Origin of the sequence: Marinactinospora rubrisoli, from assembly GCF_042664915.1 — a bacterium.
Taxonomy (GTDB): Bacteria; Actinomycetota; Actinomycetes; order Streptosporangiales; family Streptosporangiaceae; genus Marinitenerispora; species Marinitenerispora rubrisoli.
Map to the genome: position 1 here is coordinate 293,563 of NZ_JBHTBH010000007.1, position 24,163 is coordinate 317,725.

Sequence of the window (24,163 nt, forward strand, 5' to 3'; positions counted from 1 at the left end):
GTCCAATTCTTACGGGATTGGGCTGGTGTGTACGTTCTCTAGATGGGAGCCGCCCCTGTCCGGCGGTCCCTCGACATTCGGGTCGTCCGGCGTGCGCGCGCATCAACCGCCACAAGCCTTCGGAAGGACCCCTGTTGGCAGCCTCGCGCAACGCCTCCGCTAACGCCCTTGGTCCGAACCGCGTTTCCTTCGCCCGTATCCAGGAACCCCTTGAGGTCCCGAACCTTCTCGCCCTGCAGACCGAGTCGTTCGACTGGCTGCTCGGTAACGAGAAGTGGCGTACCCGAGTCGAGGCGGCTCGTAACGCCGGACGCAAGGATGTCCCGGAGCAGTCCGGCCTTGAGGAGATCTTCGAGGAGATCAGTCCGATCGAGGACTTCTCGGGCACGATGTCGCTCTCGTTCCGCGACCACCGGTTCGAGCCGCCCAAGTACTCCGAAGAGGAGTGCAAGGACAAGGACATGACCTACTCCGCCCCGATGTTCGTCACGGCGGAGTTCATCAACAACGACACCGGTGAGATCAAGAGCCAGACGGTGTTCATGGGCGACTTCCCGCTCATGACCGCCAAGGGCACCTTCATCATCAACGGCACCGAGCGTGTCGTCGTGTCGCAGCTGGTCCGCTCGCCCGGTGTGTACTTCGACCGCCAGGTCGACAAGACCTCCGACAAGGACCTGTACGGGTGCAAGGTCATCCCGTCGCGCGGCGCCTGGCTGGAGTTCGAGGTCGACAAGCGCGACTTCGTCGGCGTGCGCATCGACCGCAAGCGCAAGCAGGGCGTCACCGTGCTGCTGAAGGCGCTGGGCTGGACCACGGACCAGATCCTGGAGCGCTTCGGCCAGTACGAGTCCATCCGCAACACGCTGGAGAAGGACCCCACCGCCGGGACCGACGACGCGCTGCTGGACATCTACCGGAAGCTGCGCCCGGGCGAGCCGCCCACGAAGGAGTCCGCGCAGACGCTCCTGGAGAACCTGTACTTCAACCCCAAGCGCTACGACCTCGCCAAGGTCGGCCGCTACAAGCTCAACAAGAAGCTGGGGCTGCAGGCCGAGTACACCCAGGGCACGCTCACCGAAGAGGACATCGTCGCCACGATCGACTACCTCGTGCGGCTGCACGCCGGCGAGGAGGAGCTCGTGCGTGAGCACGGCAACTTCCCGATCGAGGTCGACGACATCGACCACTTCGGCAACCGCCGCCTGCGCACCGTCGGCGAGCTGATCCAGAACCAGGTCCGCCTGGGCCTGGCCCGGATGGAGCGCGTCGTCCGCGAGCGGATGACCACGCAGGACGTCGAGGCCATCACGCCGCAGACGCTGATCAACATCCGGCCGGTCGTCGCCTCCATCAAGGAGTTCTTCGGCACCAGCCAGCTCTCGCAGTTCATGGACCAGAACAACCCGCTGGCGGGCCTCACCCACAAGCGCCGTCTCTCGGCGCTGGGCCCGGGCGGTCTGTCCCGTGAGCGCGCGGGCTTCGAGGTGCGCGACGTGCACCCGTCGCACTACGGCCGCATGTGCCCGATCGAGACTCCGGAAGGCCCGAACATCGGCCTGATCGGCTCGCTGGCCGCCTACGGCCGGGTCAACTCGTTCGGCTTCGTCGAGACCCCGTACCGCAAGGTCGTCGACGGCCGGCTGACCGACGAGATCTCCTACCTCACCGCCGATGAGGAGGACCGGTACGTCATCGCCCAGGCGAACACGCCGGTCAACGCCGACGGCACCTTCGCCGAGGACCGCGTGCTCGTCCGCCGCAAGGGCGAGGAGTTCGAGGCCGTCCACAAGAGCGAAGTCGACTACATGGACGTCTCGCCGCGCCAGATGGTGTCGGTCGCGACGGCCCTGATCCCGTTCCTTGAGCACGACGACGCCAACCGCGCGCTCATGGGGTCCAACATGCAGCGCCAGGCGGTGCCGCTGCTGCGCTCCGAGGCGCCGCTGGTCGGCACCGGCATGGAGTACCGCGCGGCCACCGATGCCGGCGACGTCATCCTGGCCGAGAAGGCCGGTGTCGTCGAGGACGTCACCGCCGACTACATCACCGTCATGGCCGACGACGGCACCCGCAAGACCTACCGGGTCGCCAAGTTCAAGCGGACCAACCAGGGAACCTGCTTCAACCAGCGCCCCATCGTCGAAGAGGGGCAGCGGGTCGAGGAGCAGCAGGTGCTCGCCGACGGCCCGTCGACCGACAACGGTGAGATGTCGCTCGGCCGGAACCTGCTCGTCGCCTACATGTCCTGGGAAGGCCACAACTACGAGGACGCCATCGTCCTCTCCCAGCGCATCGTGCAGGACGACGTGCTGTCCTCGATCCACATCGAGGAGCACGAGGTCGACGCGCGCGACACCAAGCTCGGCCCGGAGGAGATCACCCGCGAGATCCCCAACGTCAGCGAGGAGGTCCTCGCCGACCTGGACGACCGCGGCATCATCCGGATCGGCGCGGAGGTCGTCGACGGCGACATCCTCGTCGGCAAGGTCACCCCGAAGGGCGAGACCGAGCTGACCCCGGAGGAGCGGCTGCTGCGCGCCATCTTCGGTGAGAAGGCGCGTGAGGTCCGCGACACCTCGCTGAAGGTGCCGCACGGCGAGTCCGGCAAGGTCATCGGCGTGCGCGTGTTCAGCCGCGAGGAGGGCGACGAACTCCCGCCCGGCGTCAACGAGCTGGTCCGGGTCTACGTGGCCCAGAAGCGCAAGATCACCGACGGCGACAAGCTCGCCGGCCGGCACGGCAACAAGGGCGTGATCTCCAAGATCCTCCCGCAGGAGGACATGCCGTTCCTGGAGGACGGCACGCCGGTCGACATCGTGCTGAACCCGCTGGGCGTGCCCGGCCGCATGAACGTCGGCCAGATCCTGGAGATCCACCTGGGGTGGCTGGCCAAGAGCGGCTGGAAGATCGAGGGCGACGACGAGGGCTGGAAGCAGGCGATGCGGGCCATCGGGGCCGACGACATCAGCCCCGGAACCAAGGTCGCCACGCCGGTCTTCGACGGTCTGCAGGAGAACGAGATCGGTGGCCTGCTCGCGTCCAGCCTGCCCAACGCCGACGGCGACCGTCTGGTGAACGAGCACGGCAAGGCGCGGCTGTTCGACGGCCGCACCGGTGAGCCGTTCAAGGAGCCGATCGCGGTCGGCTACACCTACTTCCTGAAGCTGCACCACCTGGTGGACGACAAGATCCACGCGCGTTCCACCGGCCCGTACTCGATGATCACCCAGCAGCCGCTGGGCGGTAAGGCGCAGTTCGGCGGCCAGCGGTTCGGCGAGATGGAGGTGTGGGCGCTGGAGGCGTACGGCGCCGCCTACGCCCTCCAGGAGCTGCTCACCATCAAGTCCGACGACGTCGTGGGCCGCGTCAAGGTCTACGAGGCCATCGTCAAGGGCGAGAACATCCCCGAGCCGGGGATCCCCGAATCCTTCAAGGTGCTCATCAAGGAGATGCAGTCGCTCTGTCTGAACGTGGAAGTGCTGTCCAGCGACGGTATGTCCATCGAGATGCGGGACAGCGATGAGGACGTTTTCCGCGCAGCGGAAGAACTGGGAATCGACCTGGGTCGGCGCGAGCCGAGCAGCGTCGAAGAGGTCTAATTCCGCGATCCAAGAGCAGGGGACGAATTAAGTGCTCGACGTCAACTTCTTCGACGAGCTGCGAATTGGCCTTGCGACGGCCGAGGACATCCGTCAGTGGTCGCACGGCGAGGTCAAGAAGCCGGAAACCATCAACTACCGCACCCTCAAGCCGGAGAAGGACGGACTCTTCTGCGAGAAGATCTTCGGTCCGACCCGCGACTGGGAGTGCTACTGCGGCAAGTACAAGCGGGTCCGCTTCAAGGGCATCATCTGCGAGCGGTGCGGCGTGGAGGTCACCCGTGCCAAGGTCCGGCGTGAGCGCATGGGCCACATCGAGCTCGCCGCGCCCGTGACCCACATCTGGTACTTCAAGGGCGTGCCCAGCCGTCTGGGCTACCTGCTCGACCTCGCGCCCAAGGACCTCGAAAAGATCATCTACTTCGCGGCCTACATGGTCACGTGGGTGGACACCGAGGCCCGCGAGCGCGACCTGCAGTCGCTGGAGGCGCAGATCTCCGTGCAGCGGCAGCACCTTGAGCAGCGGCGCGACTCCGCCGTCGAGGAGCGGCACCGCAAGCTGGAGGCCGACCTCGCCGAGCTGGAGGAGCAGGGCGCCAAGGGCGACGCGCGCCGCAAGGTGCGTGAGAGCGCCGAGCGCGAGATGCGGCAGATCCGCGACCGCGCCCAGCGCGAGATCGACCGGCTGGAAGAGGTCTGGAACCGCTTCAAGAACCTCAAGGTCCAGGACCTCGAAGGCGACGAGCTGCTCTACCGCGACATGCGGGACCGCTTCGGCAAGTACTTCCGCGGCGGCATGGGCGCCCAGGCGATCCAGGAACGCCTCGCCAACTTCGACCTCGACGCCGAGGCCGAGCGGCTGCGCGAGACCATCCGCACCGGCAAGGGCCAGAAGAAGGCCCGCGCCCTCAAGCGGCTCAAGGTTGTCTCGGCGTTCCTGAACACCCGCAACAGCCCGAACGGCATGGTCCTGGACTGCATCCCGGTGATCCCGCCGGACCTGCGGCCCATGGTTCAGCTCGACGGTGGCCGGTTCGCCACCTCCGACCTGAACGACCTGTACCGCCGGGTCATCAACCGGAACAACCGCCTCAAGCGGCTGCTCGACCTCGGCGCGCCCGAGATCATCGTCAACAACGAGAAGCGGATGCTGCAGGAGGCCGTCGACGCGCTGTTCGACAACGGCCGCCGCGGCCGTCCCGTCACCGGTCCGGGCAACCGGCCGCTGAAGTCGCTGTCCGACATGCTCAAGGGCAAGCAGGGCCGGTTCCGGCAGAACCTGCTCGGCAAGCGCGTCGACTACTCCGGCCGTTCGGTGATCGTCGTCGGTCCGCAGCTGAAGCTGCACCAGTGCGGTCTGCCCAAGCAGATGGCCCTGGAGCTGTTCAAGCCGTTCGTGATGAAGCGCCTGGTGGACCTGAACCACGCGCAGAACATCAAGAGCGCCAAGCGGATGGTCGAGCGCTCCCGCCCCGTGGTGTGGGACGTGCTCGAAGAGGTCATCACCGAGCACCCCGTGCTGCTGAACCGGGCGCCCACCCTGCACCGGCTGGGCATCCAGGCGTTCGAGCCGCAGCTGGTCGAGGGCAAGGCGATCCAGATCCACCCGCTGGTCTGCACCGCGTTCAACGCGGACTTCGACGGCGACCAGATGGCGGTGCACCTGCCGCTGTCGGCGGAGGCCCAGGCCGAGGCGCGCATCCTGATGCTCGCCACGAACAACATCCTGAAGCCGTCCGACGGCAAGCCGGTGACCATGCCCACCCAGGACATGATCATCGGGCTCTACTACCTGACCACCCTCAAGGAGGGCGCGAAGGGCGAGGGCCGGGCGTTCCGCACGCCGGGTGAGGCCATCATGGCCTACGACCTGGGCGACCTCGACCTGCAGGCGCGCATCAGGCTGCGTCTGGAGGGCGAGGTTCCGCCGCCGCGCGACTGGGTGGCGCCGGAGGACTACCAGCCGGGCGAGCCCTACACGCTGGAGACCACGCTGGGGCGGTACCTCTTCAACGAGACCACCCCGGAGGACTACCCGTTCGTCAACTACCAGGTGGGCAAGAAGCAGGTGTCCGCCCTGGTGAACGAGCTGGCGGAGAACTACCCGAAGGTCCAGGTGGCCACCACGCTGGACGCGCTGAAGGACGCCGGCTACCACTGGGCCACCCGGTCCGGCCTGACCATCGGCATCGGCGACGTCGTCGCCCCGCCGCGCAAGCAGGCCATCCTGGACGGCTACGAGCGGCAGGCCGACAAGATCCAGCGCGAGTACGACCGCGGTCTGATCACCGACGACGAGCGCCGTCAGGAGCTCACGGAGATCTGGACCAAGGCCACCAACGAGGTCGCCAAGGAGATGGAGGAGAACTTCCCGGCCGACAACCCGGTGTGGATGATGGTCAACTCCGGCGCCCGTGGCAACCCCATGCAGGTGCGCCAGATCGCCGGTATCCGCGGACTGGTCTCCAACACCAAGGGCGAGACCATCCCGCGGCCGATCAAGTCCTCCTACCGCGAGGGCCTGTCGGTGCTGGAGTACTTCATCTCCACGCACGGCCAGCGCAAGGGTCTGGCCGACACCGCGCTGCGGACGGCCGACTCCGGCTACCTCACGCGGCGCCTGGTGGACGTGGCGCAGGACGTCATCGTCCGCGAGGTCGACTGCGGCACCGACCGCTCGCTCTGGCACGAGATCGGTGAGCAGAACGCCGCCGGCGTCGTCGTGCGCAAGCACAACGTCGAGAACACCGGGTTCGGCCGCACCCTGGCCGAGGACGTCGTGGTGGACGGTAAGGTCATCGCCCCGGCGCTGACCGACACCACCGAGGGGGTCATCGACAAGCTGATCGCCGCCGGCGTCACGCGGGTGCGGGTGCGCAGCTCGCTGACCTGTGAGGCCAAGATCGGCGTGTGCAGCACCTGCTACGGCCGGTCGCTGGCCACCGGCAAGCCGGTCGACGTGGGCGAGGCCATCGGCATCATCGCGGCACAGTCCATCGGTGAGCCCGGCACTCAGCTGACCATGCGGACCTTCCACATGGGTGGTTCCGCCGGTCAGGACATCACGCACGGTCTGCCGCGTGTCCAGGAGCTGTTCGAGGCCCGCATCCCCAAGGGTGTGGCACCGATCAGCGAGGTCGAGGGCCGGATCCGGATCGAGGAGACCGAGAAGAGCCGTAAGATCGTCCTGATTCCGGACGACGGCTCGGACGAGATCGCCTACCCGGTTCCGATGCGGGCCCGCCTGCTGGTGGGCGAGGGCGACCACGTCACGGTCGGCCAGCAGCTGATCCAGGGCGCCATCAACCCGCACGAGGTGCTGCGCATCCAGGGGCCGCGCGCGGTCCAGCAGCACCTGGTGTCGGAGGTGCAGGAGGTCTACAAGTCGCAGGGTGTCTCGATCCACGACAAGCACATCGAGATCATCGTGCGGCAGATGCTCAAGCGGGTGAACATCCTGGAGTCCGGCGACACCGAGCTGCTGCCGGGCGAGATGGTGGAGCGTCCGAAGTTCGAGGCGATCAACCGTCAGGTCGTGGCCGAGGGCGGCCAGCCGGCGTCCGGCCGGCCGGTGCTGCTCGGCATCACCAAGGCGTCGCTGGCGACGGAGTCGTGGCTGTCCGCCGCCTCGTTCCAGGAGACCACCCGGGTCCTCACCGAGAACGCCATCCACGGCAAGAGCGACCCGCTGCTCGGGCTCAAGGAGAACGTCATCATCGGTAAGCTCATCCCGGCGGGTACCGGCATGCCGCAGTACCGCAACGTCCGGGTCGAGCCGACCGAGGAGGCCAAGGCGTCGATGTACTCCGTGTCGGCCTACGAGGAGCCCAGCGAGTACACCTTCGGGCAGGGATCCGGCGAGGCCGTCCCGCTGGAGGAGTACGACTTCGGTCCCTATAACAGGTGACCTGATAACCAACCGGTGAGATCGATTGGTTGAACTGGCGACGGCGGTGGTCCACTCCGGAGGAGTGGTACTACCGCCGTTCGTCGTTGCCGCCCGCCATACTCGGGCGGAGAGTCGGAAGAGCGCTCACGCGCGGTCGGGAGATCGAACACAGTGACCGAAAACGGGGGAGTACCGTACGGGTCGCCGGAGGACGGATCCGAGCAGCCGGAACACGCTCCGGGCTCGTGGTTCACGCCGAGCGGCGACCGGTACCGGGCCCAGGCGCGGCATGAGGAGCCCAACGGCGACGAGCGGCGGTCTCAGGACGGCCCCGGTGCCGCGCCCGGCGGCGACCGGCCCGACGGTCCCGCACCCTTGGCCGACAGCTCCAACCCCTACCTGCGGCGGCACGGAGAGGCGGCCGCGCCGGCCACCGGCGGATATCCGGGACTCGGCTACGGCGACGCCGCCCGGCGGCCCGGCATGGCCGAGCCGTACCCGTCCGCCCTGGGCGGGCTGGGCACTCCGGCCCCCGGGGGCGATACCGGCTACCCCGGCTCCCCGGCGGCCCGGCGAGACCGGCCGGGCGGCCACGACGATCCGCTCGGCGACGGCTACCGGCCGGCCCGCGAGCCCGAGGAGACGGCGTCCGGGTGGCCCGAGCGGCCCTACGGCGGCGAGCCGCTGCGGGCCGGCGGCTACCCCGGGTCCGGTGGATACCCGCACGGCGAGAGCGACACCGGCGGCGATCCGCTGGCCGACGGCTACCCGCGGGCCGGGGCGGCCTCCCCCCGCACCGACGCCGGCCGGCCGGCCGACGAGACGGACGACTGGGGCGGGTACCGCAACGACGCCGGCCGCCCGTCCGGCGGGTCCGGCTTCGGTGAGCCGCTGCCGCCCGACCCCGCGCTGGACCGGCCCGCTCCCGGAGCCGCCGGCGACGGGCGTCCGGGCACCGACTGGAGCACCGCCCCGGGCGGCGAGCGGTCCGGCGACCCACTGGGCGGCTCGCCGTCCGGTGGGCCCGGCGTCTACCGGGTCCCCACCGGCGAACAGCCCGCGGCGTCCTCGTTGGGCGCGTCCGGTACCGGCTACCCCGGCTGGGACGGCGGCACGGCCGATCGTGCGGATGTGGGTGTCCCGGGCGCGGATCCGCTGGGCTCGGGCAGGTACTCGGGCGTGGAGCCGTCGGAGCGGGCAGAGCGGGATCCGTTGCGGGATCCGTTGACCGATCCGTTCCCCGGTCCGGTGGGTTCGCCGGGTTCGGGGCAGTGGGAGCCGCGGCGTGAGACGGGCGGCGCGACGGCGCCGGATCCGCTGTCGGCCGACACCGCCTGGCCGCCGCGTTCCGAGGACCGGGGCACGGCTCCGGCGGACGCCGACCCGCTGGACGCCCCGTCCCGTGGTGCCGTACCGCGCTACGGCGACGCCGATCCGCTCGGCACGCCGTACCGGACACCGGGCACGGCCGATCGTTCGGATGTGGACGTTCCGGGCGCGGATCCGCTGGGCTCGGGCAGGTACCCGGGCGTGGAGCCGTCGGTGGAGCGGGCGGAGCGTGACCCACTGGCGGATCCGTTGCGGGATCCGCTGACCGATCCGTTCCCCGGTCCGGTGGGTTCGGGGCAGTGGGAGCCGCGGCGTGAGACGGGCGGCGCCACGGCGCCGGATCCGCTGTCCGCCGACACCGCCTGGCCGCCACGCGGCGACACCCCCGAAGCCGAGCCCGCCGCGCACCGGCGCCCCGACGCCGACCCGCTCGGCGCGGAACCGCGCACCGGTGGCCGGCGGTCGCCGTCCGGGGCCGCGCCGTCCGACGAGCTCGGCCCGCTCGACTGGCGGGACCCGGCGCCCACGGACGCCGGGCCGGACCGCCCGGCGGCGCGTGCCGACGATCCGCTCGCCGATCCCTACGACTCCACGGCGTGGCAGCAGCCGGCCGACCCGCGTCCGCAGCCCGAGCCCGCGGTCGACCCGCTGAGCGGCGGTCTCGGAACCGGTAGCGGCAACACCTGGGCGTTCAGCCGCGACGACCCGCGGCTGCCCGAAGAGGTGCGGCGGATCGGCGCCGAGGCACAGGACCGGCGCCGCGACGGCAATCCCACGCACACCACACAGGCGCTCCGCCCGAAGGACCTGCAGGCCGGCCTCGGCTCCCCACCGGCGAGCGCCGAGGACCGGCGCGCCGAACCGTCCCGCCCCGACCCGGGCGAGGGCACCCAGGCGATGCCGGTGCTCGACGACCGCTTCGACGCACGCCCGGCGGCGTACGAGCGCGGGTACTCCCGCGACGACGAGGGCGGGTTCGGCCATGACGAACTCGGCCCCCGCGAGCACGGGTACGGCGACCGCCCCTACGACCGGCCGTACGACGACGGACCGGGCGACGACCCGGCCTACCGGGACCACGGTTCGGACCGCGGCGGGTACGACGGCCACCCCGGCCGCCCGGACGAGTACGGGGCGCCGGACGGCTACCGCGATGACGGCTACCGGGACGCCGAGTACCGGGAGGACCGGTACCGGGACGACGACTACCGCGACGACGAGGACCACCGGGACGACCGCTACGGGGACGACGCACCCGGCGACTCCGGGGCCGGGGCGCGCGGCCGGCGGTCCCGTGGCGGCCGGGACCGGGTGGCCGAGGAGTTCCCCGGCTTCGACGACCGGCCCGCGGGCGAGGAGTACCCAGGGTACGACAACCTCGAAGACTGGCCGGAGACCGCGCCCCGGGCCGGGGCCACGCTCTGGCTGGGCATCCTCGGCCTGATCCCGGTGATCGGCCTGGCCACCGCGATCGCCGCGCTGGTGATCGCCCCCGGCGTGCGGCGGGCGATCCGGTCCTCGCACGGGGAACTGGAGGGGGAACACCTGGTGCGGGGCGGCGTCATCACCGCCTGGATCGGCATCGGGCTCTCGGGACTGGAGATCATCGTGGTCGGGACGTCCCTGCTGTTCTGAGGACTCCCGGCTGGATGCACGGCCCGCTCCGGCTTCGGCGGGGGCGGGCCGGTCAGCCCCTGCCGCGATCGGCAGGTGTGCGGAGGCTCGCGCGGGGTAGGCGGAGGGGCGACGCGCCATCGCGGCGGCGGAAGCGGCCGTCCGCGGCACGGGCGCGCGACAACGGAACCACATCACCGCACGCGGCACTCCTGACTGCCCGTACACTAGAGGGTGACCTACGGCAGCATGAGGCTGCGAAGCCACGGGTACCGAGCGCGGACACCGCTGTTTTGACCAGGTAGACGCTGTTCGGTACTCTTCAACTTCGTGCCCGTGAGTCAGCGGGTCACACGTGTGCGCTTTGGAGACTGTGCCTCCTGGCCCTCCGGGGCACTCCTGGTCGCCTTGAGGTGGCGTTCCGAGAGCGGCGCGTGACACCTCCTCCCACGACAGTCGGCCGCGAGGCCGGGTGCAACCACGTCGTCATGCACGGGAGAGTGCGCGACACGCCCGGATGCGGGGGTCGGGGGAGGTCGGAAATCCAGCAGGTCAATAGCGCAATCGGCTAACAGAACCGGCGTAGGTCACGAGAAAGACGGAGACGCGGTGCCCACCATCCAGCAGCTGGTCCGTAAGGGCCGACAGGACAAGGTCTCGAAGAACAAGACCCCGGCGCTGAAGGGGAGTCCGCAGCGTCGTGGTGTGTGCACGCGTGTCTACACCACTACGCCGAAGAAGCCGAACTCCGCGCTGCGCAAGGTCGCCCGTGTCCGCCTCAGCAGCGGGATCGAGGTCACGGCCTACATCCCCGGTGTCGGACACAATCTGCAGGAGCACTCCATCGTGCTCGTGCGCGGTGGCCGTGTGAAGGACCTGCCGGGTGTCCGGTACAAGGTCATCCGCGGTTCTCTGGACACCCAGGGCGTCCGTAACCGCAAGCAGGCGCGTAGCCGTTACGGCGCTAAGAAGGAGAAGTAAGCATGCCGCGCAAGGGCCCGGCGCCAAAGCGCCAGCTGATCACCGACCCGGTCTACGGCTCGCCGCTGGTCACCGCACTGATCAACAAGGTGCTGCTCGACGGCAAGCGCTCCATCGCGCAGGGCATCGTGTACGACGCCCTCGAAGGAGCCCGTGAGAAGACCGGTCAGGACCCGCTCGTGGTCCTGAAGCGTGCGCTGGACAACGTGAAGCCCGCTCTTGAGGTGCGCAGCCGCCGCGTCGGTGGCGCCACCTACCAGGTGCCGGTCGAGGTCCGTTCGTCCCGCAGCACGACGCTCGCTCTGCGCTGGCTGGTGCAGTACGCCCGTCAGCGCCGGGAGAAGACCATGACCGAGCGCCTGCTGAACGAGCTGGTGGACGCCAGCAACGGCCTGGGCGCCAGCGTCAAGCGTCGCGAGGACACCCACAAGATGGCGGAGTCCAACAAGGCTTTCGCCCACTACCGCTGGTAATCCCCGCGGCCTATCGAGACGAGAGACCGAGAGAAGACGAGCCACATGGCTACCACTGCTCTTGACCTTGCCAAGGTCCGCAACATCGGGATCATGGCGCACATCGACGCGGGCAAGACCACCACGACCGAGCGGATCCTCTTCTACACCGGTGTGACCTACAAGATCGGTGAGGTCCATGAGGGCGCAGCCACCATGGACTGGATGAAGGAGGAGCAGGAGCGCGGCATCACGATCACGTCGGCCGCGACCACCACTCACTGGGACGACCACACCATCAACCTCATCGACACGCCCGGCCACGTCGACTTCACGGTCGAGGTGGAGCGGAACCTGCGTGTCCTCGACGGTGCGGTGGCCGTGTTCGACGCCAAGGAGGGCGTGGAGCCCCAGTCCGAGCAGGTGTGGCGGCAGGCGGACAAGTACAACGTGCCGCGGATCTGCTTCGTCAACAAGATGGACAAGATCGGCGCCGAGTTCCAGCGCTGCGTCGACATGATCTCGGACCGCCTCGGGGCCAACCCGCTGGCGATCCAGCTGCCCATCGGCGCGGAGGCCGGCTTCAAGGGCGTCATCGACCTCGTCCGCATGAAGGCCTACGTCTGGTCGGACGAGGCCGCCAAGGGCGAGATGTACGACACCATCGAGATCCCGGACTCCCACGCCGACGCCGCGCGCGAGGCTCACGACAAGCTCGTCGAGACCCTGGCCGAGGCCGACGACGAGATCATGGAGCTGTACCTGGAGGGTCAGGAGCCCACGATCGAGCAGCTGGTGCCCGCCATCCGGCGCGCCACCATCGCCGGCACCGCCGTCCCGGTCCTCTGCGGAACCGCGTTCAAGAACAAGGGCGTGCAGCCGCTGCTCGACGCGGTCGTCGCCTACCTGCCCTCGCCGCTGGACATCGACGAGATCACCGGTCACGACCCGAAGGACGAGACCGAGGAGGCGTCGCTCTCCCGCAAGCCGAGCGAGGAGGAGCCGCTCGCGGCCCTGGCCTTCAAGATCATGAGCGACCCGCACCTGGGCAAGCTCACCTACCTGCGCATCTACTCCGGTGTGCTGGAGGCCGGCTCGCAGGTCCTGAACAGCGTGAAGGGCCGCAAGGAGCGCATCGGCAAGATCTACCGGATGCACGCCAACAAGCGCACCGAGATCGCGCGGGTGGGCGCCGGTGACATCGTGGCCGTCATGGGGCTCAAGGACACCACCACCGGTGAGACGCTCTGCGACGCGGCCTCGCCGATCGTGCTGGAGTCCATGACCTTCCCGGCGCCGGTCATCCGGGTCGCCATCGAGCCGAAGACCAAGAGCGACCAGGAGAAGCTCGGCATCGCGATCCAGCGGCTCGTCGAGGAGGACCCCACCTTCCAGGTGAACACCGACGAGGAGACCGGCCAGACGGTCATCGCCGGTATGGGCGAGCTGCACCTCGAGGTCTTCGTCAACCGCATGCGGGACGAGTTCAAGGTCGAGGCGAACATCGGCAAGCCGCAGGTCTCCTACCGCGAGACCATCCGCCGGAAGGTCGAGAAGGTCGAGTACACCCACAAGAAGCAGACGGGTGGCTCCGGCCAGTTCGGCCGCGTCATCATCGACCTCGAACCGCTGGAGGCCGACGGCGACACCGACGGCGCCGGGTACGAGTTCGTCAACAACATCACGGGCGGCCGCGTTCCGCGGGAGTACATCCCGTCGGTGGACGCCGGCTGCCAGGAGGCCGCGGAGTTCGGCATCCTGGCGGGGTACCCGCTCGTGGGTGTCAAGGTGACGCTGCAGGACGGCGCGTACCACGACGTCGACTCCTCCGAACTCGCCTTCAAGATCGCCGGTTCCATGGCCTTCAAGGAAGCGGCGCGGCAAGCCAAGCCGGTTCTTCTGGAGCCGGTCATGGCGGTCGAGGTCACCACGCCCGAGGACTACATGGGCGACGTGATCGGCGACCTGAACAGCCGACGCGGACAGATCCAGTCGATGGACGAGCGTGCGGGTGCGCGCGTCGTCAAGGCACTCGTGCCGCTGTCGGAGATGTTCGGCTACGTGGGCGACCTTCGCAGCCGCACGCAGGGGAGGGCGAACTACACCATGGTGTTCGACTCCTACGCGGAGGTCCCGTCCAACGTCGCCACCGAGATCGTGGCGAAGGCCCGCGGCGAGTAACCGCGCCACGTAACCAGACAGCTAGCAACCTCGTACGTCACACGGCGTTAGATCCAGTAGGAGAAATCCAGTGGCGAAGGCCAAGTTCGAGCGGACCAAGCCGCACGTAAACATCGGGACCATCGGTCACATCGACCACGGCAAGACCACGCTCACCGCGGCGATCACCAAGGTCCTGCACGACCAGTACCCCGAGCTCAACCCCTTCACGCCGTTCGAGGACATCGACAAGGCGCCGGAGGAGCGCGAGCGCGGTATCACCATCTCGATCGCGCACGTCGAGTACCAGACCGAGGCGCGCCACTACGCCCACGTCGACTGCCCGGGTCACGCGGACTACGTGAAGAACATGATCACCGGTGCCGCCCAGATGGACGGCGCGATCCTGGTGGTCGCCGCCACGGACGGCCCGATGCCGCAGACCAAGGAGCACGTGCTCCTGGCCCGTCAGGTCGGCGTGCCCTACATCGTCGTCGCCCTGAACAAGGCCGACATGGTGGACGACGAGGAGATCTTCGAGCTCGTCGAGCTCGAGGTGCGTGAGCTCCTCAACGAGTACGAGTTCCCGGGCGACGACGTCCCGGTCGTCAAGGTCTCCGCGCTCAAGGCGCTGGAGGGCGACGCCGAGTGGGGCCAGTCGATCCTGGAGCTCATGAGCGCCGTGGACGAGAACATCCCGGAGCCGGTCCGCGACGTCGAGAAGCCGTTCCTGATGCCGATCGAGGACGTCTTCTCGATCACCGGCCGCGGCACCGTGGTCACCGGCCGCATCGAGCGCGGTGTCATCAACGTCAACGAGACCGTCGACATCGTCGGTATCAAGGCGGAGAAGCAGACCACCACGGTCACCGGTGTCGAGATGTTCCGCAAGCTGCTCGACCAGGGCCAGGCCGGTGACAACGTCGGTCTGCTGCTGCGCGGCACCAAGCGCGAGGACGTCGAGCGCGGCCAGGTCGTCATCAAGCCGGGCACGACCACCCCGCACACCGAGTTCGAGGCTCAGGTCGTCATCCTGTCCAAGGACGAGGGTGGCCGCCACACGCCGTTCTTCAACAACTACCGGCCGCAGTTCTACTTCCGCACCACGGACGTCACCGGCGTCGTCACGCTGCCCGAGGGCACCGAGATGGTCATGCCCGGTGACAACACCGAGATGAAGGTGGAGCTGATCCAGCCGGTCGCCATGGAGGAGGGCCTGAAGTTCGCCATCCGCGAGGGTGGCCGGACCGTGGGCGCCGGCCGGGTGACCAAGGTCATCAAGTAGGACGACCGCACGGGGCGGTGCCGGCGGGCGTCAGAACGCCGGCCCGCCCCGGTGGTGGCGGTCGAGCCACTGGTCGGCTCGGCCGCCACCACCATGAACGACGTCATCGGGCTCTGTAGCGGTGATGCCACCTCACTCAGGGGACAGCCCTGCAGCGGTTTCTCAGGTGAATAGAGCCACGAACACAAGGGCAGCCCCGGAGGGCACCGGGCCGGATCACGGCACCGCGCCTCTACGGACACTGAAGCGAAGGACGAAAAGGCCACCATGGCGGGACAGAAGATCCGCATTCGGCTGAAGGCCTATGACCACGAGGTCATCGACAGCTCGGCGCGCAAGATCGTCGAGACTGTGACGAGGACCGGCGCGCAGGTCGCTGGCCCGGTGCCGTTGCCGACGGAAAAGAACGTGTACTGCGTCATCCGTTCGCCGCACAAGTACAAGGACTCGCGCGAGCACTTCGAGATGCGCACGCACAAGCGGCTGATCGACATCATCGACCCGACGCCGAAGACCGTCGACTCGCTCATGCGGCTCGACCTCCCGGCCGGCGTTGACATCGAGATCAAGCTTTAAGGGACGCACAGAGATGGCCACCAAGCAGATCAAGGGAGTCCTGGGCGAGAAGCTCGGCATGACCCAGGTCTTCGACGACGCCGGCAGGATCGTGCCGGTGACCGTCCTGAAGGCCGGTCCGTGTGTCGTGACGCGCGTCCGCACCCCGGAGACCGATGGCTACTCCGCCATCCAGCTCGGCTACGGGAAGATCAACCCGCGCAAGGTCAACAAGCCGCTCGGCGACTACCTGCGCAAGCACGACCTGACCCCGCGCCGCCACTACGTCGAGGTCCGCACCCTCGACGCCACCGAGTACACGCTCGGCCAGGAGCTGACCGCCGACACGTTCGAGGCCGGCCAGCTCGTGGACGTCACGGGCAAGAGCAAGGGCAAGGGCTACGCGGGTGTCATGAAGCGGCACGGTTTCCGCGGCCTGAGCGCCACGCACGGCACCCAGCGCAAGCACCGCTCGCCGGGTTCCATCGGCGGCTGCGCCACCCCCGGCCGGGTCTTCAAGGGCCTCCGGATGGCCGGCCGCATGGGCAACGTGCGCACGACCGTCCAGAACCTCACCGTGCACGCGGTTGACGCCGAGAAGGGTCTCATCCTGGTCAAGGGTGCGGTCCCCGGCCCCAACGGCGGGCTGGTGCTCGTCCGCACCGCCGCGAAGGGGGAGAAGTAAGCCATGGCGACGATCGAGGTCAGGAACCCCGACGGCGCGGCCGGCCGGAGCGTTGAGCTCCCCGGCGAGATCTTCGATCAGCAGGTCAACATCCCGCTGATCCACCAGGTCGTCGTCGCGCAGGAGGCCGCGGGCCGGCAGGGCACGCACTCGACCAAGACCCGCGGCGAGGTCCGCGGCGGCGGCAAGAAGCCGTACCGCCAGAAGGGCACCGGCCGCGCCCGGCAGGGCTCCATCCGCGCTCCGCAGTTCACCGGCGGTGGCGTGGTGCACGGCCCCAAGCCGCGCGACTACTCCCAGCGCACGCCCAAGAAGATGAAGGCCGCCGCACTGCGCGGCGCCCTCAGCGACCGGGCCCGGCACGACCGCGTGCACGTCATCAGCGACTTCGTCGCGGCGGACGTCACCACCAAGCGCACCCAGACCGCGCTGCAGGCGCTGCGTCAGGTCACCGACTCCGACAAGGTGCTCGTGGTGCTCGGCCGTGAGGACGAGCACAACCGCCTGGCGCTGCGGAACCTGCCCGAGGTGCACATCCTCGACGCCGGCCAGGTCAACACCTACGACGTCCTGGTCGCCGACGACATCGTGTTCACCGAGCGCGGCTACGAAGCGTTCGTGGCACAGGCCAGTGGCGCCGGGGCCGCGACGTCTCAGGAGGAGGACCAGTGAGGATCCCCGACCCTCGGGACATCATCATCGAGCCGGTGATCTCTGAGAAGAGCTACGGCCTGATGGACCAGAACAAGTACACGTTCATCGTCCGGCCGGACGCGAACAAGACGCAGATCAAGATCGCGGTGGAGAAGATCTTCGACGTGAAGGTCACCAGCGTGAACACGATCAACCGTCAGGGCAAGCGCAAGCGCACGAGGTTCGGGTACGGCAAGCGCCCCGACACCAAGCGCGCGATCGTGAGCCTGCGGGACGGCGACCGGATCGACATCTTCGGCGTCTGATCCGCCAGCCTGACCGCTTCATCTCCAGCACCACGTAAAGGAATGCGCGAAGAAGATGGGCATTCGCAAGTACAAGCCGACGACACCGGGTCGTCGCGGCTCCAGCGTGAGCGACTTCGTCGAGATCACGCGCTCGAAGCCGGAGAAGTCCCTGGTGCGTCCGCTGCACTCCAAGGGCGGACGTAACGGCCACGGCCGCATCACCGCCCGCCACCAGGGTGGCGGGCACAAGCGGGCCTACCGGGTCATCGACTTCCGCCGCCACGACAAGGACGGCATCCCGGCCAAGGTCGCGCACATCGAGTACGACCCGAACCGCACCGCGCGCATCGCGCTGCTCCACTATGTGGACGGCGAGAAGCGTTACATCCTGGCGCCGGCCGGCCTCAAGCAGGGCGACCGCGTCGAGAACGGCCCCCAGGCCGACATCAAGCCGGGCAACTGCCTCCCGCTGCGGAACATCCCCACGGGTACGTTCGTGCACGCGGTCGAGCTGAAGCCGGGCGGTGGCGCCAAGCTGGGCCGCTCCGCGGGTTCGCAGATCCAGCTGCTCGCCAAGGAGGGCGCGTACGCCACGCTGCGGATGCCCTCCGGCGAGATGCGGCAGGTCGAGGTGACCTGCCGGGCGACGGTCGGACAGGTCGGCAACGCCGAGCAGTCAAACATCAACTGGGGCAAGGCCGGCCGTATGCGGTGGAAGGGCAAGCGCCCGACCGTCCGCGGTGTCGCCATGAACCCGGTCGACCACCCGCTCGGCGGTGGTGAGGGCAAGAGCTCGGGTGGTCGCCACCCGGTCAGCCCGTGGGGCAAGCCCGAGGGTCGTACCCGTAAGCCGAACAAGGCCAGTGACCGGCTCATCGTGCGTCGGCGTAGCAAGAAGAAGCGGTAAGGAGCACGTCTGATGCCACGTAGCCTTAAGAAGGGCCCCTTCATCGACGACCACCTGCTCAAGAAGGTGGAGACGCAGAACGAGAAGGGCACCAAGAACGTCATCAAGACGTGGTCCCGCCGTTCCATGATCATCCCCGCGATGATCGGGCACACGATCGCCGTCCACAACGGGAAGACCCACATCCCCGTGTTCGTGACGGAGTCGATGGTCGGTCACAAGCTCGGCGAGTTCGCTCCCACGCGCACTTTCCGCAGCCACGTCAAGGAAGACCGCCGTAGCCGCCGTTAGCGGTTGCACGCAGAGTAAGAGCAATGTTCCCCACGGTGCGTGGGGGTGAGTTCCGTGAGCGAGGGAAGAGCGATGGGAACGAGGGCACAGGCACGGTTCGTCCGTGTTACGCCCCGAAAGGCCCGCCGGGTGGTGGACCTTATTCGCGGGTTGCCCGCTGACGAGGCACAGGCGGTGCTGCGGTTCGCGCCCCAGGCGGCGAGTGAGCCGGTGGGCAAGGTGCTCGCGAGCGCCATCGCCAATGCCGAGCACAACGACAAACTGGACCGCGAGACGCTCGTGGTCAGCCGCGCCTGGGTGGACGAGGGCCCGACGCTGAAGCGGATTCGGCCGCGGGGCTTCGGCCGCGCCTTCCGGGTCACGAAGCGGACGAGTCACATCACCGTGGTCGTCGAGCCGCGGGAGACCGCGGGCGCCTCGTCCACCAAGACGAAGGAAAGGACCCGATAGTGGGGCAGAAGGTCAACCCGCACGGGTTCCGGCTGGGCGTGACCACCGACTTCAAGAGCCGCTGGTACGCCGACAAGCTCTACAAGGACTACGTCAAGGAAGACGTGGCCATCCGCCGGATGCTGAACCGCGGTATGGAGCGTGCCGGGATCTCCAAGGTCGAGATCGAGCGCACCCGCGACCGGGTCCGCGTCGACATCCACACCGCCCGGCCGGGCATCGTCATCGGCCGGCGTGGTTCCGAGGCCGACCGCATCCGCGGCGACCTTGAGAAGCTGACCGGCAAGCAGGTCCAGCTGAACATCCTTGAGGTGAAGAACCCCGAGATCGACGCCCAGCTCGTGGCACAGGGCGTCGCCGAGCAGCTCTCCAGCCGGGTCGCGTTCCGGCGGGCGATGCGCAAGGCGATGCAGAGCGCCATGAAGAGCGGCGCCAAGGGCATCCGGGTGCAGTGCGGTGGCCGTCTCGGCGGCGCCGAGATGTCCCGCTCGGAGTTCTACCGCGAGGGCCGGGTGCCGCTGCACACGCTGCGCGCCGACATCGACTACGGCTTCTTCGAGGCCCGCACGACGTTCGGCCGCATCGGTGTGAAGGTCTGGATCTACAAGGGCGACGCGCCGGCCACCCGCGCCGAGCGCGAGGCCGCCCAGGCCGCGCAGCGCGCTCCGGGCGGCGGCCAGCGCCGCGAGCGTCCGCAGCGTCGCCGTCGCGGCGGCCAGCAGGGCGGCGGCCAGGGACAGCAGGCCGACAGCAAGCCGGCCGAGACGCCTCAGGGCGCCGAGGCGGGCGCGAAGTCCGGGAACGAGGGGAGCTGACCGATGCTGATTCCCCGCAAGGTCAAGTACCGCAAGCAGCACCACCCGAGCCTCTCGGGCCGGGCCAAGGGCGGCACGACGGTCAACTTCGGTGAGTACGGCATCCAGGCCCTGGAATCGGCCTACGTCACCAACCGGCAGATCGAGTCGGCGCGTATCGCGATGACCCGGCACATCCGCCGTGGCGGCAAGGTGTGGATCAACATCTTCCCGGACCGGCCGCTCACCAAGAAGCCCGCCGAGACCCGCATGGGTTCCGGTAAGGGTTCCCCCGAGTGGTGGGTCGCCCCGGTCAAGCCCGGGCGCGTGATGTTCGAGCTGTCGGGTGTGCCGGAGGCGGTGGCCAAGGAGGCCATGCGCCGGGCGATGCACAAGCTCCCGATGAAGTGCAAGTTCGTGAAGCGCGAAGTGGAGGCGTGATGGCGAAGTCCCTGACCGCCCAGGAGCTGCGGGACCAGTCCGTCGAGGACCTGGTCGGCAAGCTCAAGGAGGCGAAGGAGGAGCTGTTCAACCTCCGCTTCCAGGCCGCCACCGGGCAGCTGGACAACCACGCTCGGCTGCGTACCGTCAAGCGGGAGATCGCCCGGATCTACACCGTCCTGCGGGAGCACGAGCTGGGCATCATGCCGCTGGCCGGCGCGTCGGCTGACAAGACGAAGGAAGCAGCCGAATGAGCGAGGACAAGGCCGTGACCCAGCGGAACTACCGCAAGGTCCGTGAGGGCTACGTTGTCAGCGACAAGATGGACAAGACCGTCGTTGTCGAGGTGGAGGACCGCGTCAAGCACGCGCTGTACGGCAAGGTCATCCGCCGCACCACGAAGTACAAGGCCCACGACGAGGCGAACACCGCCGGTGTCGGCGACCGGGTCCGCCTGATGGAGACCCGTCCGCTGTCGGCGACCAAGCGCTGGCGCGTCGTGGAGATCCTGGAGAAGGCTAAGTAGACCCCTGCATCGGCGGCCGGTTGGTGGAGATCGGCCGCCGCTGGGGTGAGACCACCTAGCAGCGCGGGACGCATTCCCGCGCGAAATATCAGGAGCAGACGTGATTCAGCAGGAGTCGCGACTCAAGGTCGCCGACAACACGGGGGCGAAGGAGATCCTGACCATCCGTGTCCTCGGCGGTTCGGGTCGGCGATACGCGGGCATCGGCGACATCATCGTGGCGACGGTGAAGGACGCCCTTCCCGGCGCCGGCGTGAAGAAGGGCGATGTCGTCAAGGCCGTTGTCGTGCGCACCACCAAGGAGCGCCGCCGGCCCGACGGCTCCTACATCCGCTTCGATGAGAACGCCGCGGTGCTCATCAAGGACGGTGGGGACCCGCGAGGCACCCGTATCTTCGGCCCGGTCGGCCGCGAGCTGCGGGACAAGAAGTTCATGCGCATCATCTCGCTAGCGCCGGAGGTGCTGTAGGCGATGAAGATCAAGAAGGACGACGAGGTCATCGTCATCGCCGGCAAGGACAAGGGTGCCACCGGGAAGGTCCTGCGGGCCATTCCCAAGGAGCAGCGTGTCGTCGTCGAGGGCGTCAACCTCATCAAGAAGCACAAGAAGGCCAACCAGGCGGGTGGCCAGCAGGGTGAGGTCGTCACCCAGGAGGCGCCGATCCACGTGAGCAACGTGGCGATCGTCGAGGACGGCAAGCCCACCCGTGTCGGGTACCGCTTCACCGAAGACGGCACCAAGGTTCGGATCTCCCGCCGTACCGGTAAGGACATCTGATGACGGTCACCAGTGACACCGCCGCTCCCGCGCTGCCGCGCCTCAAGGAGAAGTACCGCTCCGAGATCGTGCAGGGGCTCCGCGAGGAGTTCGGATACGGCAACATCATGCAGGTGCCCGGGCTGACCAAGATCGTGGTCAACATGGGTGTCGGCGAGGCGGCCCGGGACGCGAAGCTGATCCAGGGCGCGATCTCCGACCTCTCGGCCATCACCGGCCAGAAGCCGAAGATCAACCGGGCGAAGAAGTCGATCGCGCAGTTCAAGCTGCGTGAGGGCCAGCCGATCGGCGCGAGCGTCACGCTGCGCGGCGACCGGATGTGGGAGTTCCTCGACCGGCTGCTCTCCCTGGCGCTGCCGCGCATCCGGGACTTCCGCGGGCTCTCCCCGAAGCAGTTCGACGGCCGCGGCAACTACACCTTCGGTCTCACCGAGCAGGTGATGTTCCACGAGGTGGACCCGGACAAGGTCGACCGCCAGCGCGGCATGGACATCACGGTCGTCACCACGGCGACCACCGACGACGAGGGGCGGAGCCTGCTCAGGCGGCTGGGTTTCCCCTTCAAGGAAGCGTAGTTCGTCCAGGGCGGCCGAAGCGGCCGGGGACGACGACCAGGAAGCCCGAGGGGTAACCACACATGGCTAAGAAGGCACTGATCGCCAAGGCGAACAGGAAGCCGAAGTTCGAGGTTCGCGCGTATACTCGATGCTCGCGGTGCGGCCGCCCGCGCGCCGTCTACCGGAAGTTCGGCCTCTGCCGCATCTGCTTCCGCGAGATGGCGCACCGGGGTGAGCTCCCGGGCATCACCAAGTCCAGCTGGTAGTGACCGGTCGGCCGGCCCGCGAGGGCCGGCCCCGGTGTGTACCGGTCCGGCGGCGCCCGCGGCGGCCCCCGGAGCCAGTGTGACTGGCGATCCGCCGCACGATTGCACAGATAACCGACCAGGCACGGTGCTCGGACCGACCCGAAGAGGCGGGTCCGCCACGGTGCCCATGACCACGCCGTAGGTCCGTGAGGATCCCCTGCGGGAGCAGGGGAGCAGGCGGTGAGGGACCGACCTGACCTCAGCGGAAACCGCGGCGAGGAAGGGCCAATCGGCCATGACGATGACCGACCCGATCGCAGACATGCTGACGCGTCTGCGCAACGCGAATTCGGCGTACCACGACACCGTGACGATGCCGTATTCCAAGATCAAGGCGCACATCGCCGAGATCCTCCAGCAGGAGGGCTACGTCCAGGGCTGGAACACCGAGGACGCGCCCGTCGGCAAGAACCTCGTGGTGCAGCTGAAGTACGGGCCCACCCGGGAGCGTTCGATCGCCGGCGTCCGCCGCGTCTCCAAGCCCGGCCTGCGGGTCTACGCGAAGAAGGACAACCTTCCGCGGGTCCTGGGTGGCCTCGGCGTGGCCATCATTTCGACGTCCGGCGGCCTGATGACCGACAAGCAGGCCAAGAAGCGTGGCGTGGGCGGCGAAGTCCTCGCCTACGTCTGGTAGAGGGAGAGATTTCAGCATGTCGCGTATCGGTCGACTGCCGATCTCGGTCCCGAAGGGCGTCGAAGTCACGATTGACGGGCAAGACGTCAAAGTCAAGGGGCCGAAGGGCGAACTGACGCACACCGTCGTCGAGCCGATCACCGTCGTCCTGGAGGACGGCCAGATCAAGGTGGGGCGTCCCGACGACAAGCCGGACAACCGCGCGCTGCACGGGCTGGTCCGCGCGCTGATCGCCAACAACATCGAGGGCGTCTCCAAGGGCTTCAGCAAGACGCTGGAGATCCACGGCGTCGGCTACCGGGTGCAGGCCAAGGGCTCGAACCTGGAGTTCTCGCTCGGCTACAGCCACCCCGTCGTGGTCGAGCCGCCCGATGGCATCACGTTCCGCGTGGAGAAGCCGACCCTGCTGCACGTCGAGGGCATCGACAAGCAGAAGGTCGGCGAGGTCGCCGCCAACATCCGCAAGCTGCGCAGGCCCGACCCGTACAAGGCGAAGGGCGTGCGGTACAAGGGCGAGCAGATCCGCCGCAAGGCCGGAAAGGCTGGTAGGTAAGCATGGCGAAGAGCACGACGCTGGTCCGCAAGGGCACGGCCTCGCGCGCGGCTTCCCGTGCGCGGCGGCACCTGCGGATCCGCAAGAAGGTTTCGGGCACCCCCGAGCGTCCGCGCATGGTCGTGACGCGCTCCTCCAAGCACATGTTCGTCCAGGTCGTGGACGACACCAAGGGCATCACGCTGGTGTCGGCGTCCACGCTGGAGAAGGACCTGCGTGCCTTCGAGGGGACGAAGACCGAGAAGTCCCGCAAGGTGGGCGAGCTGCTCGCCAAGCGGGCGAAGGACGCCGGCGTCTCCGCGGTCGTGTTCGACCGTGGCGGCCACAAGTACCACGGCCGTATCGCCGCGCTGGCCGACGGCGCGCGTGCCGGCGGGCTGGAGTTCTAGAAATGACTCCGGCCAAGGGCATTAACGTCTACGAGAAGAGGA

General features: G+C 68.4%; 25 protein-coding genes. All 25 read left to right on the top strand.

Annotation, left to right across the window (positions count from 1 at the left end; translation table 11 throughout):
• Window positions 1–134: 134 nt before the first annotated feature.
• Window positions 135–3,602, top strand: coding sequence for a DNA-directed RNA polymerase subunit beta (gene rpoB, locus ACFQRF_RS16605; protein ID WP_379872002.1), 3,468 nt, complete (start codon window positions 135–137; stop codon window positions 3,600–3,602).
• Between the two features lie 31 nt (window positions 3,603–3,633).
• Window positions 3,634–7,509, top strand: coding sequence for a DNA-directed RNA polymerase subunit beta' (locus tag ACFQRF_RS16610; protein WP_379872003.1), 3,876 nt, complete (start codon window positions 3,634–3,636; stop codon window positions 7,507–7,509).
• Between the two features lie 153 nt (window positions 7,510–7,662).
• Window positions 7,663–10,455 carry a DUF4190 domain-containing protein gene (locus tag ACFQRF_RS16615; RefSeq protein WP_379872004.1) on the top strand — a complete coding sequence of 931 codons (2,793 nt, stop codon included), beginning with the start codon at window positions 7,663–7,665 and terminating at the stop codon, window positions 10,453–10,455.
• Between the two features lie 588 nt (window positions 10,456–11,043).
• Complete coding sequence (gene rpsL / locus ACFQRF_RS16620; protein ID WP_114396159.1) at window positions 11,044–11,415, top strand: 30S ribosomal protein S12; 372 nt, start codon at window positions 11,044–11,046, stop codon at window positions 11,413–11,415.
• A gap of 2 nt (window positions 11,416–11,417) precedes the next feature.
• Window positions 11,418–11,888: a 30S ribosomal protein S7 gene (gene rpsG / locus ACFQRF_RS16625; protein WP_114396158.1), complete on the top strand. Its 471-nt coding sequence runs from the start codon at window positions 11,418–11,420 to the stop codon at window positions 11,886–11,888.
• Window positions 11,889–11,933: 45 nt separating this feature from the next.
• Window positions 11,934–14,048 carry an elongation factor G gene (fusA, locus tag ACFQRF_RS16630; protein ID WP_379872005.1) on the top strand — a complete coding sequence of 705 codons (2,115 nt, stop codon included), beginning with the start codon at window positions 11,934–11,936 and terminating at the stop codon, window positions 14,046–14,048.
• A gap of 70 nt (window positions 14,049–14,118) precedes the next feature.
• The gene (tuf, locus tag ACFQRF_RS16635) at window positions 14,119–15,312 is read left to right on the top strand and encodes an elongation factor Tu (RefSeq protein WP_379872006.1); all 1,194 of its coding nucleotides are present in this window, start codon (window positions 14,119–14,121) and stop codon (window positions 15,310–15,312) included.
• Window positions 15,313–15,579: 267 nt separating this feature from the next.
• Window positions 15,580–15,888 (top strand): 30S ribosomal protein S10, encoded by a 309-nt coding sequence (rpsJ, locus tag ACFQRF_RS16640; RefSeq protein WP_013156110.1) that lies wholly within the window; start codon window positions 15,580–15,582, stop codon window positions 15,886–15,888.
• Window positions 15,889–15,901: 13 nt separating this feature from the next.
• On the top strand, window positions 15,902–16,552 hold the full coding sequence (rplC, locus tag ACFQRF_RS16645; RefSeq protein WP_379872007.1) for a 50S ribosomal protein L3: 651 nt from the start codon (window positions 15,902–15,904) through the stop codon (window positions 16,550–16,552).
• Window positions 16,553–16,555: 3 nt separating this feature from the next.
• Window positions 16,556–17,224 (top strand): 50S ribosomal protein L4, encoded by a 669-nt coding sequence (gene rplD, locus ACFQRF_RS16650; protein ID WP_379872008.1) that lies wholly within the window; start codon window positions 16,556–16,558, stop codon window positions 17,222–17,224.
• Window positions 17,221–17,511 (top strand): 50S ribosomal protein L23, encoded by a 291-nt coding sequence (gene rplW, locus ACFQRF_RS16655; RefSeq protein WP_379872009.1) that lies wholly within the window; start codon window positions 17,221–17,223, stop codon window positions 17,509–17,511. Before rplD ends, rplW begins: the two co-directional genes overlap by 4 nt.
• 55 nt (window positions 17,512–17,566) lie before the next feature.
• On the top strand, window positions 17,567–18,400 hold the full coding sequence (rplB, locus tag ACFQRF_RS16660; protein WP_379872010.1) for a 50S ribosomal protein L2: 834 nt from the start codon (window positions 17,567–17,569) through the stop codon (window positions 18,398–18,400).
• Between the two features lie 12 nt (window positions 18,401–18,412).
• Entirely contained in the window at window positions 18,413–18,691 is a 279-nt protein-coding gene (gene rpsS, locus ACFQRF_RS16665; RefSeq protein WP_379872011.1) for a 30S ribosomal protein S19, read from the top strand.
• A 72-nt stretch (window positions 18,692–18,763) separates the two neighbouring features.
• Window positions 18,764–19,141 (top strand): 50S ribosomal protein L22, encoded by a 378-nt coding sequence (gene rplV / locus ACFQRF_RS16670; RefSeq protein ID WP_379872012.1) that lies wholly within the window; start codon window positions 18,764–18,766, stop codon window positions 19,139–19,141.
• The gene (rpsC, locus tag ACFQRF_RS16675) at window positions 19,141–19,956 is read left to right on the top strand and encodes a 30S ribosomal protein S3 (RefSeq protein ID WP_379872013.1); all 816 of its coding nucleotides are present in this window, start codon (window positions 19,141–19,143) and stop codon (window positions 19,954–19,956) included. The genes rplV and rpsC overlap by 1 nt, the downstream gene beginning before the upstream one ends.
• A 3-nt stretch (window positions 19,957–19,959) precedes the next feature.
• Entirely contained in the window at window positions 19,960–20,376 is a 417-nt protein-coding gene (gene rplP, locus ACFQRF_RS16680; RefSeq protein ID WP_379872014.1) for a 50S ribosomal protein L16, read from the top strand.
• A complete protein-coding gene (rpmC, locus tag ACFQRF_RS16685; protein WP_379872015.1) occupies window positions 20,376–20,630 on the top strand; it encodes a 50S ribosomal protein L29 in 255 nt (84 codons plus the stop codon). Before rplP ends, rpmC begins: the two co-directional genes overlap by 1 nt.
• On the top strand, window positions 20,627–20,902 hold the full coding sequence (rpsQ, locus tag ACFQRF_RS16690) for a 30S ribosomal protein S17 (RefSeq protein ID WP_379872016.1): 276 nt from the start codon (window positions 20,627–20,629) through the stop codon (window positions 20,900–20,902). Before rpmC ends, rpsQ begins: the two co-directional genes overlap by 4 nt.
• 100 nt (window positions 20,903–21,002) lie before the next feature.
• Window positions 21,003–21,371, top strand: a complete 369-nt coding sequence (gene rplN / locus ACFQRF_RS16695; protein WP_078763265.1) for a 50S ribosomal protein L14 — start codon at window positions 21,003–21,005, stop codon at window positions 21,369–21,371.
• A gap of 3 nt (window positions 21,372–21,374) precedes the next feature.
• On the top strand, window positions 21,375–21,680 hold the full coding sequence (gene rplX, locus ACFQRF_RS16700; protein ID WP_379872017.1) for a 50S ribosomal protein L24: 306 nt from the start codon (window positions 21,375–21,377) through the stop codon (window positions 21,678–21,680).
• Window positions 21,680–22,255, top strand: coding sequence for a 50S ribosomal protein L5 (rplE, locus tag ACFQRF_RS16705; RefSeq protein ID WP_379872018.1), 576 nt, complete (start codon window positions 21,680–21,682; stop codon window positions 22,253–22,255). Before rplX ends, rplE begins: the two co-directional genes overlap by 1 nt.
• Window positions 22,256–22,317: 62 nt before the next feature.
• Entirely contained in the window at window positions 22,318–22,503 is a 186-nt protein-coding gene (locus tag ACFQRF_RS16710; protein ID WP_379872019.1) for a type Z 30S ribosomal protein S14, read from the top strand.
• A 277-nt stretch (window positions 22,504–22,780) separates the two neighbouring features.
• Entirely contained in the window at window positions 22,781–23,179 is a 399-nt protein-coding gene (gene rpsH, locus ACFQRF_RS16715; RefSeq protein WP_379872020.1) for a 30S ribosomal protein S8, read from the top strand.
• Window positions 23,180–23,195: 16 nt separating this feature from the next.
• On the top strand, window positions 23,196–23,732 hold the full coding sequence (rplF, locus tag ACFQRF_RS16720) for a 50S ribosomal protein L6 (protein ID WP_379872021.1): 537 nt from the start codon (window positions 23,196–23,198) through the stop codon (window positions 23,730–23,732).
• A 2-nt stretch (window positions 23,733–23,734) separates the two neighbouring features.
• Window positions 23,735–24,121, top strand: a complete 387-nt coding sequence (gene rplR / locus ACFQRF_RS16725; RefSeq protein WP_379872022.1) for a 50S ribosomal protein L18 — start codon at window positions 23,735–23,737, stop codon at window positions 24,119–24,121.
• Window positions 24,122–24,163 lie beyond the last annotated feature (42 nt).

Coding starts and splice junctions, on each gene's coding strand:
- rplD (WP_379872008.1), top strand. CDS start 16,556: ATGGCGACGATCGAGGTCAGGAACCCCGACGGCGCGGCCGGCCGGAGC.
- rpsG (WP_114396158.1), top strand. CDS start 11,418: ATGCCGCGCAAGGGCCCGGCGCCAAAGCGCCAGCTGATCACCGACCCG.
- rplC (WP_379872007.1), top strand. CDS start 15,902: ATGGCCACCAAGCAGATCAAGGGAGTCCTGGGCGAGAAGCTCGGCATG.
- rplV (WP_379872012.1), top strand. CDS start 18,764: ATGGGAACGAGGGCACAGGCACGGTTCGTCCGTGTTACGCCCCGAAAG.
- ACFQRF_RS16710 (WP_379872019.1), top strand. CDS start 22,318: ATGGCTAAGAAGGCACTGATCGCCAAGGCGAACAGGAAGCCGAAGTTC.
- rpsS (WP_379872011.1), top strand. CDS start 18,413: ATGCCACGTAGCCTTAAGAAGGGCCCCTTCATCGACGACCACCTGCTC.
- rpsJ (WP_013156110.1), top strand. CDS start 15,580: ATGGCGGGACAGAAGATCCGCATTCGGCTGAAGGCCTATGACCACGAG.
- rplX (WP_379872017.1), top strand. CDS start 21,375: ATGAAGATCAAGAAGGACGACGAGGTCATCGTCATCGCCGGCAAGGAC.
- rpmC (WP_379872015.1), top strand. CDS start 20,376: ATGGCGAAGTCCCTGACCGCCCAGGAGCTGCGGGACCAGTCCGTCGAG.
- rplP (WP_379872014.1), top strand. CDS start 19,960: ATGCTGATTCCCCGCAAGGTCAAGTACCGCAAGCAGCACCACCCGAGC.
- rplF (WP_379872021.1), top strand. CDS start 23,196: ATGTCGCGTATCGGTCGACTGCCGATCTCGGTCCCGAAGGGCGTCGAA.
- rplR (WP_379872022.1), top strand. CDS start 23,735: ATGGCGAAGAGCACGACGCTGGTCCGCAAGGGCACGGCCTCGCGCGCG.
- rpsH (WP_379872020.1), top strand. CDS start 22,781: ATGACGATGACCGACCCGATCGCAGACATGCTGACGCGTCTGCGCAAC.
- rplE (WP_379872018.1), top strand. CDS start 21,680: ATGACGGTCACCAGTGACACCGCCGCTCCCGCGCTGCCGCGCCTCAAG.
- rpsQ (WP_379872016.1), top strand. CDS start 20,627: ATGAGCGAGGACAAGGCCGTGACCCAGCGGAACTACCGCAAGGTCCGT.
- fusA (WP_379872005.1), top strand. CDS start 11,934: ATGGCTACCACTGCTCTTGACCTTGCCAAGGTCCGCAACATCGGGATC.
- rplB (WP_379872010.1), top strand. CDS start 17,567: ATGGGCATTCGCAAGTACAAGCCGACGACACCGGGTCGTCGCGGCTCC.